This is a genomic window from Pseudomonas sp. GV071 (assembly GCF_003050835.1).
GTDB lineage: Bacteria > Pseudomonadota > Gammaproteobacteria > Pseudomonadales > Pseudomonadaceae > Aquipseudomonas.
The window spans coordinates 474,147-488,122 of sequence record NZ_QAOJ01000001.1 but is presented as its reverse complement, the minus strand read 5'-3'; the positions used below and the strand labels follow the sequence as shown (position 1 = coordinate 488,122).

Below are 13,976 nucleotides of genomic sequence, written 5' to 3'. Positions count from 1 at the left end.
TTTCTTACCCAGAAAGCCCGCCGGATTCACCCTTTACGTTGACTGATAGCGACCGAGACCATGACTGCAGACACCGCTCTGTACATCCCGCCCTACAAGGCAGACGACCAAGACGTCGTCAATGAACTGAACACGCGCTTTGGCGCAGAAGCGTTTACCGCGCAGCAAACCCGTACCGGCATGCCGGTGCTGTGGGTGGCCCGTGAACGCTTGATCGAGGTGCTGACCTTCCTGCGTCAGCTGCCCAAACCCTACGTCATGCTCTACGACCTGCACGGCGTCGACGAGCGCCTGCGCACCCAGCGCCGCGGGCTGCCGGGCGCCGACTTCACGGTGTTCTACCACCTGATGTCGATCGAGCGAAATAGTGACGTGATGATCAAAGTCGCCCTGTCCGAGCGCGACCTCAACCTGCCTACCGTCACCAATATCTGGCCCAACGCCAACTGGTACGAGCGCGAAGTCTGGGACATGTACGGCATCACCTTTGCCGGACACCCGCACCTGACCCGCATCATGATGCCGCCGACCTGGCAGGGTCACCCGCTGCGCAAGGACTACCCGGCGCGCGCCACCGAGTTCGATCCGTTCAGCCTGTCGGTGGCCAAACAGAATCTGGAAGAAGAAGCCGCACGCTTCAACCCGGAAGACTGGGGCATGAAACGCGGCAACCAGAACGAGGACTACATGTTCCTCAACCTCGGTCCCAACCACCCTTCGGCCCACGGTGCGTTCCGAATCGTGCTGCAGCTGGACGGTGAAGAGATCGTCGACTGCGTGCCGGAAGTCGGTTACCACCACCGTGGCGCCGAGAAGATGGCCGAGCGTCAGTCCTGGCACAGCTTCATTCCGTACACCGACCGTATCGACTACCTCGGCGGCGTAATGAACAACCTGCCGTACGTGCTCTCGGTCGAGAAGCTGGCCGGCATCAAGGTGCCAGAGAAGGTCGACGTCATCCGCATCATGATGGCCGAGTTCTTCCGTATCACCAGCCACCTGCTGTTCCTCGGTACTTACATTCAAGACGTCGGCGCCATGACGCCGGTGTTCTTCACCTTTACCGACCGCCAGCGCGCCTACACCGTGATCGAGGCCATCACTGGTTTCCGTCTGCACCCGGCCTGGTACCGCATCGGTGGCGTCGCGCACGACCTGCCGCGCGGCTGGGAAAAACTGGTGAAGGACTTCGTTGAATGGCTGCCAAAACGCCTCGACGAATACGAAAAAGCAGCGCTGAAAAACAGCATCCTGCGTGGCCGTACCATTGGCGTCGCTCAGTACAACACCAAGGAAGCCTTGGAATGGGGTATCACCGGTGCAGGCCTGCGTTCCACCGGTCTGGACTTCGACCTGCGTAAAGCGCGCCCTTATTCGGGCTACGAGAACTTCGAATTCGAAGTGCCGCTGGCCGTAAACGGCGACGCCTACGACCGCTGCATCGTGCGTGTGGAAGAGATGCGCCAGAGCATCAAAATCATCGACCAGTGCATGCGCAATATGCCGGAAGGCCCGTACAAGGCGGATCACCCGCTGACCACGCCGCCGCCGAAAGAACGCACCCTGCAGCACATCGAGACCTTGATCACCCACTTCCTGCAAGTTTCCTGGGGCCCGGTGATGCCGGCCAACGAAAGCTTCCAGATGATCGAAGCGACCAAGGGCATCAACAGTTATTACCTGACGAGCGATGGCGGCACCATGAGCTACCGCACCCGTATTCGTACGCCAAGCTTCCCGCACCTGCAGCAGATCCCTTCGGTGATCCGCGGCAGCATGGTTGCCGACTTGATTGCGTACCTGGGCAGTATCGACTTCGTTATGGCCGACGTGGACCGCTAATCATGACTACCACCACGCTGATTCAAACCGACCGCTTCACCCTCACCGATGCCGAGCGTTCGGCCATCGAGCATGAGTTGCACCACTACGAGGACTCGCGCGCGGCCTCCATCGAAGCGCTGAAGATCGTCCAGAAAGCCCGTGGCTGGGTGCCGGATGGCGCCATCGCAGCCATCGGCGAAATCATCGGCATCCCCGCCAGCGACGTCGAAGGTGTGGCTACGTTCTATAGCCAGATTTTCCGTCAGCCAGTCGGCCGCCACATCATTCGCGTGTGCGACAGCATGGTCTGCTACATCGGCGGCCATGAGTCCGTGGTTAGCAGCATTCAGGATCAACTGGGCATCGGCCTGGGCGAAACCACTAGCGATGGCCGTTTCACCCTGCTGCCCGTGTGCTGCCTGGGTAACTGCGACAAGGCCCCAGCGCTGATGATCGACGACCACACCTTCGGTGACGTACAAGCCGATGGCGTGGCGCAACTGCTGGAGGCTTACGTATGACGTCCGCTTCGACCAATCGCCTGACCTCGTTCGGTCCGGCCAACAGCATTGCCCGTACGCCTGAAACCCACCCGCTGACCTGGCGCCTGCGTGATGACGCGCAACCTGTTTGGTTGGACGAGTACCAGGCCAAAGACGGCTATGCCGCTGCGCGCAAAGCCTTCGCCGAGCTGTCGCAAGACGAGATCGTGCAAACTGTCAAAGACTCCGGCCTCAAGGGCCGTGGTGGTGCCGGCTTCCCCACTGGCGTGAAGTGGGGGCTGATGCCCAAAGACGAATCCATGAACATCCGCTACCTGCTGTGCAACGCGGATGAAATGGAACCCAACACCTGGAAAGACCGCATGCTCATGGAGCAGCTCCCGCACCTGCTGATCGAAGGCATGCTGATCAGTGCGCGGGCGCTCAAGGCTTACCGCGGCTACATCTTCCTGCGCGGCGAATACGTCGACGCCGCCGCCAACCTCAACCGTGCCGTTGAGGAAGCCAAGGCCGCCGGCCTGCTGGGCAAGAACATTCTCGGCAGCGGTTTTGACTTCGAGCTGTTCGTGCACACCGGCGCCGGGCGGTATATCTGCGGTGAAGAAACCGCACTGATCAACTCCCTCGAAGGCCGCCGCGCCAACCCACGCTCGAAGCCGCCCTTCCCGGCCGCTGTCGGCGTGTGGGGCAAGCCGACCTGCGTGAACAACGTGGAAACCCTGTGCAACGTGCCGGCCATCGTTGGTAACGGCATCGAGTGGTACAAGGGCCTGGCCCGGCCGGGCAGCGAAGACATGGGCACCAAGCTCATGGGCTTCTCCGGCAAGGTGAAAAACCCTGGTCTGTGGGAACTGCCCTTCGGCGTCACCGGTCGCGAGCTGTTCGAAGACTACGCCGGCGGCATGCGCGACGGTTACACCCTGAAAGCCTGGCAGCCCGGCGGTGCCGGTACGGGCTTCTTGTTGCCCGAACACCTGGATGCGCAGATGTACGCCGGCGGCATCGCCAAAGTCGGCACCCGTATGGGTACCGGCCTGGCAATGGCGGTGGACAACACCGTCAACATGGTCGGCCTGCTGCGCAACATGGAAGAGTTCTTCGCCCGCGAGTCTTGCGGTTTCTGTACGCCGTGCCGCGATGGCCTGCCGTGGAGCGTGAAAGTACTGCGCGCCATCGAGAAAGGTCATGGCCAACCGGGCGATATCGAAACCCTCGAGGGCCTGGTCAACTTCCTCGGCCCTGGCAAAACCTTCTGTGCGCATGCACCGGGTGCCGTGGAGCCACTGGGCAGCGCGATCAAATATTTCCGAGCGGAGTTCGAAGCGGGGATTTCCCGAACGAGCGCACCGGTGGCGCCGACTCAGTTCGTTAGCGCCTAACGTTTTAGCGACGGCGGCCAGTTAACTCGTACCTATGAGCTCTGGCCCCATCGAACCGTGATTCTATTAGCCACGCCCGTAAGTTGAGGGTGGCAAAAACCGCACCACCGGCGGTTTTTCCAGATCAACATCGGGCCAACGAAGAAACTTGAAAATGGCCACTATCCACGTAGACGGCAAAGCCCTCGAAGTCGATGGAGCGGACAACCTGTTACAGGCCTGTCTGTCCCTCGGTCTCGACATTCCGTACTTCTGCTGGCACCCGGCGCTTGGTAGCGTTGGCGCCTGCCGCCAGTGCGCGGTGAAGCAGTACACCGACGAAAACGACACCCGCGGTCGTATCGTCATGTCCTGCATGACCCCCGCCACCGACAACACCTGGATCTCCATCGACGACGACGAATCCAAGGCGTTCCGCGCCAGCGTCGTTGAATGGCTGATGACCAACCACCCGCACGACTGCCCGGTGTGTGAGGAAGGCGGTCACTGCCACCTGCAAGACATGACCGTGATGACCGGCCACAACGAGCGCCGTTATCGCTTCAGCAAACGCACTCACCAGAACCAGGATCTCGGCCCTTTCGTTGCCCACGAAATGAACCGCTGCATCGCCTGCTACCGCTGTGTGCGGTTCTACAAAGACTATGCCGGCGGCACCGACCTGGGCGTATTCGGCGCCCACGACAACGTGTACTTCGGCCGCGTTGAAGACGGCGTGCTGGAAAGTGAGTTCTCCGGCAACCTCACCGAGGTCTGCCCGACCGGTGTGTTCACCGACAAAACCCACTCCGAGCGCTACAACCGCAAGTGGGACATGCAGTTCTCGCCAAGCATCTGCCATGGCTGCTCGAGCGGCTGCAACATCAGCCCCGGCGAGCGTTACGGCGAAATCCGCCGCATCGAGAACCGCTACAACGGTTCGGTTAACCAGTACTTCCTCTGCGACCGTGGTCGTTTTGGTTATGGCTACGTCAACCGCACCGATCGCCCACGTCAGCCGCTGCTGACCGCTGGCAACCAGAAACTCAGCGTTGATTCGGCCCTGGACACCGCCGCCGATCTGCTGCGTGGCCGCACCATCGTCGGCATCGGCTCGCCGCGTGCCAGCCTGGAAAGCAACTACGCCCTGCGCGAGCTAGTGGGTGCCGAGCACTTCTACTCGGGCATCGCCGCGAACGAGCTGGACAACCTGCGCCTGGTATTGGAGGTGCTGCAAAACAGCCCGCTGCCCATTCCGAACATGCGCGACATCGAAGAGCACGACGCCGTGTTCGTCCTCGGTGAAGACCTGACCCAGACCGCTGCCCGCATCGCCCTGGCCCTGCGCCAGACGGTCAAAGGCAAGGCCGAAGACATGGCCGAAGCCATGAAGATTCAGCCATGGCTCAACGCTGCCGTGCAGAACATCGGCCAACACGCGTTGAACCCGCTATACATCGCCAGCCTCGACGCCACCAAGCTCGACGACGTCGCCGAAGAATGCGTACACGCAGCGCCTGATGACCTGGCGCGTATCGGTTTTGCCGTGGCCCACGCCATCGACGCCAGCGCCCCGGCCGTTGCCGGCCTGGATGCCGAAGCCCTGGAACTGGCTCAACGCATCGCCAATAGCCTGCTGGCTGCCAAGCGTCCGCTGATCATTGCCGGCACCTCGCTGGGCAATAACGCCCTGATCGAAGCCGCCGCCAACATTGCCAAGGCCCTCAAGCTGCGCGAGAAGAACGGTTCCCTGAGCCTGGTCGTCGGTGAAGTTAACAGCCTCGGCCTGACCATGCTCGGCGGCAACTCCGCTGACGCCGCGCTGCAAGCCGTAATCGACGGCAAAGCCGACGCCATTGTGGTGCTGGAAAACGACCTCTACACCCGCGCCGACAAAGCGCTGGTCGACGCCGCCCTGAGCGCCGCCAAAGTGGTGATCGTGGCTGACCATCAGCAAACCGCCACCACCACCCGCGCCCACCTGGTACTGCCGGCCGCCAGCTTCGCCGAAGGCGACGGCACCCTGGTCAGCCAGGAAGGCCGCGCTCAGCGCTTCTTCCAGGTGTTCGATCCGACCTACTACGACGCCAATATTCTTGTTCACGAAGGCTGGCGCTGGTTGCACGCTCTGCGCAGCACCCTGCTCGGTCAGGACGTGGATTGGACCCAGCTCGACCACGTCACCGCCGCCACCGCCGCCAGCAACCCGCTGCTGGCCGGTATCGTCGAAGCCGCCCCAAGCGCCGCGTTCCGCATCAAAGGCCTGAAAATGGCCCGCGAACCACTGCGTTACAGCGGTCGCACCTCGATGCGCGCCAATATCAGCGTGCACGAGCCGCGTACCCCGCAAGACCAAGACACCGCGTTCGCCTTCTCCATGGAAGGTTACTCGGGCTCGGCCGAACCGCGTCAGCAGGTGCCATTCGCCTGGTCGCCGGGTTGGAACTCGCCGCAAGCCTGGAACAAGTTCCAGGACGAAGTCGGCGGCCACCTGCGTGCCGGTGACCCGGGTACTCGCCTGATCGAAAGCAAAGGCGATGGCCTGAGCTGGTTCGCCACTGCACCGGGCGCGTTCAACCCGGCGCAAGGCACCTGGCAGGTTGTACCCGTGCATCACCTGTTCGGTAGCGAAGAGAACTCCTCGCGCGCCGCTCCAGTACAACAGCGCATTCCTGAAGCCTATGTAGCGGTGGCCGCTTCCGAAGCCGCCCGCCTGGGCGTCAACGACGGCGCGCTGGTCAGCCTCAATGTGGCCGGGCAAACCCTGCGTCTGCCGCTTCGTGTCAGCGAAGAGCTGAGCGCCGGTCTGGTTGCACTGCCGGTTGGTCTGGCCGGCATTCCGGCCGCGATTGCTGGAAAAACCGCTGATTCGCTGCAGGAGGCCGCGCAATGAGTTGGTTCACTCCTGAGGTGATCGACGTGATCATCGCCGTCCTCAAGGCCATCGTCATTCTGCTCGCCGTGGTGGTGTGCGGTGCGCTGTTGAGCTGGGTGGAACGTCGCCTGCTGGCCCTCTGGCAAGACCGTTACGGTCCGAACCGAGTCGGCCCGTTCGGTGCGTTCCAGATTGCAGCCGACATGATCAAAATGTTCTTCAAGGAAGACTGGACGCCGCCGTTCGCCGACAAGGTGATTTTCACCCTGGCGCCGGTGGTTGCCATGAGCTGCCTGCTGATCGCTTTCGCGATCATCCCGATCACCCCGACCTGGGGCGTGGCGGACCTGAACATCGGCTTGCTGTTCTTCTTCGCCATGGCCGGTTTGTCGGTCTACGCGGTACTGTTCGCCGGATGGTCGAGTAACAACAAGTTCGCCCTGCTCGGCAGCTTGCGTGCCTCGGCGCAAACCGTGTCGTACGAAGTGTTCATGGGCCTGTCGCTGATGGGCATCGTGATCCAGGCTGGCTCGTTCAACATGCGTGAAATCGTTGAATACCAGGCGCAAAACCTGTGGTTCATCATTCCGCAGTTCTTCGGCTTCTGTACCTTCTTCATCGCGGGCGTAGCCGTAACCCACCGTCACCCGTTCGACCAACCGGAAGCCGAGCAAGAGCTGGCCGACGGTTACCACATCGAATATGCCGGCATGAAATGGGGCATGTTCTTCGTGGGTGAATACATCGGCATCGTGCTGATCTCGGCGCTGCTGGTCACCTTGTTCTTCGGCGGCTGGCATGGCCCGTTCAATATCCTGCCGTCGTTGTCATTCGTCTGGTTTGCGCTCAAGACCGGCTTCTTCATCATGTTGTTCATCCTGCTGCGCGCCTCTATCCCGCGCCCACGCTATGACCAGGTGATGGATTTCAGCTGGAAGTTCTGCCTGCCGCTGACCCTGATCAATTTGCTGGTGACTGCTGCTGTGGTGTTGCTCAACACCCCGGCCGGCGTGGCTCAGTAAAGGAGAATGACCATGCTCAAGTACCTGTTCGACATCGTGCATGGCACCTACACCCAGCTTCGCAGCCTGGTGATGGTGTTCTCCCATGCCTTCCGCAAACGCGACACCCTGCAGTACCCGGAAGAGCCGGTGTACCTGCCGCCGCGCTACCGTGGCCGCATCGTGCTCACCCGCGACCCCGATGGTGAAGAGCGTTGCGTAGCCTGCAACCTGTGCGCCGTGGCCTGCCCGGTCGGTTGTATTGCCCTGCAGAAAGCCGAGACCGACGACGGTCGTTGGTACCCGGAGTTCTTCCGCATCAACTTCTCGCGCTGCATCTTCTGCGGCCTGTGCGAAGAAGCCTGCCCGACTACCGCTATCCAGCTCACGCCGGATTTTGAAATGGCCGAGCTCAAGCGTCAGGACCTAGTGTACGAGAAAGAAGACCTGCTGATTTCCGGCCCGGGCAAAAACCCGGACTACAACTTCTATCGCGTGGCCGGTATGGCGATCGCTGGTAAACCAAAGGGCGCGGCGCAAAACGAAGCCGAACCGATCAACGTCAAGGGGCTGCTGCCGTAATGCGCAACCTATTGAACCTGACCGGCCTCTGGCTGCCCGTATCCGTCGTGGGAAACTGACTATGGAATTCGCTTTCTACTTCGCGTCCGGCGTGGCGGTGGTGTCCACTCTACGAGTGGTCACCAACACCAACCCCGTGCACGCCCTGCTCTACCTGATCATTTCGCTGTTGGCCGTGTCGATGACCTTCTTCAGCCTCGGCGCTCCTTTTGCCGGGGCCCTGGAAATCATCGTTTACGCCGGCGCCATCATGGTGCTGTTCGTCTTCGTGGTGATGATGCTCAACCTCGGGCCCGCTGCCGCAACCCAGGAACGTGCCTGGCTGACACCAGGCATCTGGTTCGGCCCGGCGCTGCTGGCGCTGTTGCTGCTTGGCGAGTTGCTTTACGTGCTGTTCGGCAGCCCGAGCGCCGGCGTTGTAGGCCTCACCACTGTCGGCCCGAAAGCCGTCGGCATCAGCCTGTTTGGCCCTTACCTGCTGGTGGTTGAACTGGCCTCCATGCTGCTGCTGGCAGCCGTGGTCGCTGCGTTCCACCTCGGCCGTCAAGAGGCGAAGGAAATCCAATGATGAACTCGATTCCCCTGGAGCACGGCCTGGCCGTCGCGGGTGTGCTGTTCTGCCTCGGCCTCGTCGGCCTGATGGTGCGCCGCAACATCCTCTTCGTGCTGATGAGCCTGGAAATCATGATGAATGCTGCCGGTTTGGCCTTCATCGTCGCCGGAAGTCGTTGGGCCCAGCCTGACGGGCAAGTCATGTTCATTCTGGTGCTGAGCTTGGCTGCCGCCGAAGCCAGTATCGGCCTGGCCGTGTTGCTGCAGCTGTATCGCCGCTTCCACACCCTCGATATCGACGCTGCCAGCGAGATGCGCGGATGAACCTTCTATTTCTGACGTTTACGTTCCCCCTGATCGGCTGGTTGCTGCTGTCTTTTTCCCGCGGCAAATGGTCGGAAAACCTCTCGGCGCTGATCGGCGTTGGCTCGGTTGGCCTGTCGGCCCTGACCACCGCCTTTCTGATCTACCAATTCAACGTCAACCCGCCAGAGGGTGGCGTGTACACCCAGGTGCTGTGGCAATGGATGGCGGTAGACGGCTTCGCCCCAAGCTTCACCCTGTACCTGGACGGCCTGTCGCTGACCATGCTCGGTGTAGTGACTGGCGTGGGCTTTCTGATCCACCTGTTCGCCTCTTGGTACATGCGCGGTGAAGCGGGCTACTCGCGCTTCTTCTCCTACACCAACCTGTTTATCACCAGCATGCTGTTCCTGGTGCTCGGCGATAACCTGCTGTTCCTGTACTTCGGTTGGGAAGGTGTGGGCCTGTGCAGCTACCTGCTGATCGGCTTCTACTACAGCAACCGCAACAACGGTAACGCCGCACTGAAGGCCTTTATCGTCACCCGTATCGGCGACGTATTCATGGCCATCGGCTTGTTCATTCTGTTCCAACACCTGGGCACCCTGAATATTCAGGAGCTGATGGTGTTGGCGCCGCAGAAACTCGTGGCCGGTGACACCTGGCTGTGGTGGGCGACCCTGATGCTGCTCGGTGGCGCCGTCGGTAAATCGGCCCAGCTGCCGCTGCAAACCTGGCTCGCCGATGCGATGGCCGGCCCTACCCCGGTGTCCGCGCTGATCCACGCGGCGACCATGGTGACCGCCGGTGTGTACCTGATTGCCCGGACCCACGGCCTGTTCCTGCTGACCCCGGAAATTCTCGAGCTGGTCGGCATCGTCGGCGCCGTAACCCTGGTGCTCGCCGGTTTCGCCGCGCTGGTACAGACCGACATCAAGCGCATCCTCGCCTACTCGACCATGAGCCAGATCGGCTACATGTTCCTCGCTCTGGGTGTTGGCGCCTGGGACGCGGCGATTTTCCACCTGATGACCCACGCCTTCTTCAAGGCCCTGCTGTTCCTTGCTTCCGGTGCGGTGATCGTGGCCTGCCACCACGAGCAGAACATCTTTAAGATGGGCGGCCTGTGGAAGAAACTACCGTTGGCCTACGCCAGTTTCATCGTCGGTGGCGCCGCCCTGGCCGCCCTGCCGTTCGTGACCGCCGGCTTCTATTCCAAGGATGAAATCCTCTGGGAAGCCTTTGCCAGCGGCCACACCGGCCTGCTGTATGCCGGTCTGGTCGGTGCGTTCATGACCTCGCTGTACACCTTCCGCCTGATTTTCATCGCCTTCCACGGCGAGGCGAAAACCGAGGCCCACGCCGGCCACGGCATCAGCCACTGGCTGCCGCTGGGTGTACTGATCGTACTGTCGACCTTTATTGGCGCCCTGATCAGCCCACCGCTGGCAGGCGTACTGCCGGAAAGCTTCGGCCACGCTGGCGGCGAAGCCAAGCACAGCCTGGAGCTGTCCTCGGGCCTGATCGCCATCGCCGGTATCGCCCTGGCCGCTGTGCTGTTCCTCGGCAAGCGCCGTTTCGCTACTGCGGTCGCCAACAGCGGCCCGGGCAAACTGCTGTCGGCCTGGTGGTTCGCCGCGTGGGGTTTTGACTGGCTTTACGACAAGATTTTTGTTCAGCCGTACCTGCTGATTACCCGTCTGCTGGGCAATGACCCGATCAATAGCAGCATCGGTGTGATCCCGCGTCTGGTGCGCCTGGGTAATGGCCTGATGAGCCGTACGGAAACCGGCAATCTGCGCTGGTACTCGGCCTCGGTGGCCGGCGGTGCCGTGCTGCTGCTCGCCCTTCTTCTGATTTTGAATTAAGGAAAACAGCCCGTCATGATTCTGCCTTGGCTAATCCTGATTCCCTTTATCGGCGGCCTGCTGTGCTGGCAGGCCGAACGGTTCGGTAACACACTGCCGCGCTGGATCGCCCTGCTCAGCATGGTCCTGCTGTTCAGCCTGAGCCTGTGGCTGTGGGCCACCGGCAATTTCAGCCTGGCCCCGGCGCCAGGCGCTGAGCCGGTTTGGGCCCATGAGTTCAAAGTGCAATGGATTGATCGCTTCGGCATCACCATTCACCTGGCCATGGACGGTTTGTCGGTCCTGATGATCGTACTGACTGGTCTGCTCGGCGTGCTGTCCGTGCTCTGCTCCTGGAATGAAATCCAGAACCGCGTTGGCTTCTTCCACCTCAACCTGCTGTGGATTCTCGGCGGCGTGGTGGGCGTGTTCCTGGCCATCGACCTGTTCCTGTTCTTCTTCTTCTGGGAAATGATGCTGGTGCCGATGTACTTCCTCATCGCGCTCTGGGGTCACAGCGGCAGCAAGGGCAACACCCGCATCAACGCCGCCACCAAGTTCTTCATCTACACCCAGGCCAGCGGCCTGATCATGCTGATTGCCATCCTTGGCCTGGTGTTCGTCAACTACAACACCACCGGCGTGATCAGCTTCAACTACGCCGACCTGCTGAAAACCAAGATGTCGGAAGGCACCGAGTACATCCTCATGCTCGGTTTCTTCATCGCCTTCGCGGTGAAGTTCCCGGTCGTGCCATTCCACTCCTGGCTGCCGGATGCGCACGCCCAGGCGCCGACTGCCGGTTCCGTCGACCTGGCCGGTATCCTGCTGAAAACCGCTGCTTACGGCCTGCTGCGCTTCGCCCTGCCGCTGTTCCCTAACGCCTCGGCTGAGTTCGCCCACATCGCCATGTACCTGGGCGTGTTCGCGATCATCTACGGTGCCCTGCTGTCGTTCGCACAGACCGACATCAAGCGCCTGATCGCCTACTCCAGCGTGTCGCACATGGGTTTCGTGCTGATCGCCATCTACTCCGGCAGCCAGATCGCCCTGCAGGGCGCGGTGGTGCAGATGATTGCCCACGGTCTGTCGGCCTCGGCGCTGTTTATCCTCAGCGGCCAGCTGTATGAGCGCTTGCATACTCGTGATATGCGCGAAATGGGCGGTATCTGGGGTCGCCTGCCGTACCTGCCGGCCATCAGCCTGTTCTTCGCCGCTGCGGCGCTGGGCTTGCCGGGTACCGGTAACTTCGTTGGCGAATTCCTGATTCTGATCGGGGCCTTCAAAGCCTTCCCGTGGTTCACCATCGTCGCCGCTACCGGCCTGGTGTTCGGTTCGGTGTACTCGCTGATCATGATCCACCGTGCCTATTTCGGCCCGACCAAATCCGACGATGCGCTGCGAGGCATGAATGGCCGTGAGATGTTCATGGTACTGGGCCTGGCGGTGTTGCTGATTCTGCTCGGGGTGTACCCGCAGCCGATTCTCGATACCTCCTACGCCACCATGCATGGCGTTCAACAGTGGCTCGGTGCCGCTCTCCCTCAACTCGCATCGGGCAGTCTGTAATATGGAATTCACGACTCAACATCTGCTCGCCCTGCTGCCGCTGCTGGTGGTTTGCGCCACCATCGTGGTGGTGATGCTGGCAATCGCCTGGCGCCGTAACCACAGCCAGACCTTCGTGCTCTCGGGCCTTGGTCTGAACCTGGCTCTGCTAGCGATCATCCCGGCCGTCAAAGCCACGCCGCTGGCAGTCACCAGCCTGCTGCTGGTGGACAACTTCGCCAACTTCTACATCGGCCTGATCCTGGTCGCCACCCTGGCCTGCGTAACCCTGGTGCACGCCTACATGGGTGACGACAAGGTTGGCTTCCCGGGCAACCGCGACGAGCTGTACCTGCTGATTCTGCTGGCTGCAGCCGGCGCTATCGTGCTGGTCTGCGCGCAGCACCTGGCCGGTTTGTTCATCGGCCTGGAACTGCTGTCGGTGCCGGTGTATGGCATGGTCGCCTACGCCTTCTTCAACAAGCGTTCGCTGGAAGCCGGTATCAAATACATGGTGCTGTCTGCCGCCGGCTCCGCCTTCCTGCTGTTCGGTATGGCCCTGCTGTACGCCGACGCCGGCACCCTGAGCTTCACCGGCATCGGCGCCAAGCTGGCCGCCACCGGCGTACAAAGCGCCATGGCGCAACTCGGTCTGGGCATGATGCTGGTAGGTCTGGCATTCAAACTGTCGCTGGTACCGTTCCACTTGTGGACGCCGGACGTATACGAAGGTGCCCCGGCACCGGTTGCGGCCTTCCTGGCCACCGCCAGTAAAGTCGCCGTGTTTGTGGTGATGGTGCGCCTGTTCCTGCTCTCCCCGGCCGCCAACGAAGGTCTGCTGACCACCGTGCTGTCGGTGATCGCCGTGGCGTCGATTCTGGTCGGTAACTTGCTGGCACTGCTGCAGAACAACCTCAAGCGTCTGCTCGGTTACTCCTCCATCGCCCACTTCGGTTACCTGCTGATCGCCGTGATCGCCGGCAAGGGCCTGGCCGTGGAAGCGGTTGGCGTGTACCTGGCCACTTACGTGCTGACCAGCCTGGGTGCCTTCGGTGTGATCACATTGATGTCGACGCCGTACAGCGGCCGCGACGCCGACGCGCTGTACGAATACCGCGGCCTGTTCTGGCGCCGTCCGTACCTGACCGCCGTGCTCACCGTGATGATGCTGTCGCTGGCGGGTATTCCGCTGACCTCCGGCTTTATCGGCAAGTTCTACGTGATCATGGTCGGTGTCGAATCCCATCAATGGTGGCTACTGGCGGCCATGGTGCTGGGCAGCGCGATTGGCGTGTTCTACTACCTGCGCGTGATGGTCACCCTGTTCCTGGTCGAGCCGAACCTGCATCGACACGATGCACCGTTCAACTGGGGCCAACGCACCGGTGGCGTGATGTTGTTGGCCGTTGCCGCACTGGCCTTCGTGCTCGGCGTGTACCCGCAACCGTTACTGGAACTGGTACAGAACGCGACCATGGCCTTGGTTCACTAAGGTCTGTTGCGAAGAAAAAGCCCGGCTATATGCCGGGCTTTTTTGTGGGCGTGGCGTTTGCGCTGGAACTCCCCATATCCTCGCGTGGAGG

The 13,976-nt window shown here is 61.5% G+C and carries 11 protein-coding genes; all 11 read left to right on the top strand.

Translation table 11 applies throughout. The features are described 5' to 3' along the window. Positions 1 to 60: 60 nt before the first annotated feature. The 11 genes from nuoC to nuoN all read left to right on the top strand — a co-directional run bounded on the left by nuoC (position 61) and on the right by nuoN (position 13,885). Positions 61 to 1,842, top strand: coding sequence for an NADH-quinone oxidoreductase subunit C/D (nuoC, locus tag C8K61_RS02115; protein ID WP_108094517.1), 1,782 nt, complete (start codon positions 61 to 63; stop codon positions 1,840 to 1,842). Positions 1,843 to 1,844: 2 nt separating this feature from the next. Then, positions 1,845 to 2,345 carry an NADH-quinone oxidoreductase subunit NuoE gene (gene nuoE / locus C8K61_RS02110; RefSeq protein ID WP_108094516.1) on the top strand — a complete coding sequence of 167 codons (501 nt, stop codon included), beginning with the start codon at positions 1,845 to 1,847 and terminating at the stop codon, positions 2,343 to 2,345. Next, positions 2,342 to 3,706, top strand: a complete 1,365-nt coding sequence (gene nuoF / locus C8K61_RS02105; protein ID WP_108094515.1) for an NADH-quinone oxidoreductase subunit NuoF — start codon at positions 2,342 to 2,344, stop codon at positions 3,704 to 3,706. The genes nuoE and nuoF overlap by 4 nt, the downstream gene beginning before the upstream one ends. Positions 3,707 to 3,860: 154 nt before the next feature. Next, positions 3,861 to 6,578 (top strand): NADH-quinone oxidoreductase subunit NuoG, encoded by a 2,718-nt coding sequence (gene nuoG, locus C8K61_RS02100; protein ID WP_108094514.1) that lies wholly within the window; start codon positions 3,861 to 3,863, stop codon positions 6,576 to 6,578. Further along, positions 6,575 to 7,582, top strand: a complete 1,008-nt coding sequence (nuoH, locus tag C8K61_RS02095) for an NADH-quinone oxidoreductase subunit NuoH (RefSeq protein WP_108094513.1) — start codon at positions 6,575 to 6,577, stop codon at positions 7,580 to 7,582. The genes nuoG and nuoH overlap by 4 nt, the downstream gene beginning before the upstream one ends. Positions 7,583 to 7,594: 12 nt before the next feature. Further along, the gene (nuoI, locus tag C8K61_RS02090; protein ID WP_108094512.1) at positions 7,595 to 8,143 is read left to right on the top strand and encodes an NADH-quinone oxidoreductase subunit NuoI; all 549 of its coding nucleotides are present in this window, start codon (positions 7,595 to 7,597) and stop codon (positions 8,141 to 8,143) included. 61 nt (positions 8,144 to 8,204) lie between these two features. Continuing rightward, positions 8,205 to 8,711: an NADH-quinone oxidoreductase subunit J gene (gene nuoJ, locus C8K61_RS02085; protein WP_108094511.1), complete on the top strand. Its 507-nt coding sequence runs from the start codon at positions 8,205 to 8,207 to the stop codon at positions 8,709 to 8,711. After that, the gene (gene nuoK, locus C8K61_RS02080; protein ID WP_108094510.1) at positions 8,711 to 9,019 is read left to right on the top strand and encodes an NADH-quinone oxidoreductase subunit NuoK; all 309 of its coding nucleotides are present in this window, start codon (positions 8,711 to 8,713) and stop codon (positions 9,017 to 9,019) included. Before nuoJ ends, nuoK begins: the two co-directional genes overlap by 1 nt. Then, positions 9,016 to 10,866: an NADH-quinone oxidoreductase subunit L gene (gene nuoL, locus C8K61_RS02075; RefSeq protein ID WP_108094509.1), complete on the top strand. Its 1,851-nt coding sequence runs from the start codon at positions 9,016 to 9,018 to the stop codon at positions 10,864 to 10,866. Before nuoK ends, nuoL begins: the two co-directional genes overlap by 4 nt. Before the next feature lie 15 nt (positions 10,867 to 10,881). Then, positions 10,882 to 12,414, top strand: a complete 1,533-nt coding sequence (gene nuoM / locus C8K61_RS02070; protein WP_108094508.1) for an NADH-quinone oxidoreductase subunit M — start codon at positions 10,882 to 10,884, stop codon at positions 12,412 to 12,414. Between the two features lies 1 nt (position 12,415). Further along, positions 12,416 to 13,885 (top strand): NADH-quinone oxidoreductase subunit NuoN, encoded by a 1,470-nt coding sequence (gene nuoN, locus C8K61_RS02065; RefSeq protein ID WP_108094507.1) that lies wholly within the window; start codon positions 12,416 to 12,418, stop codon positions 13,883 to 13,885. The last annotated feature ends 91 nt before the right edge of the window (positions 13,886 to 13,976 follow it).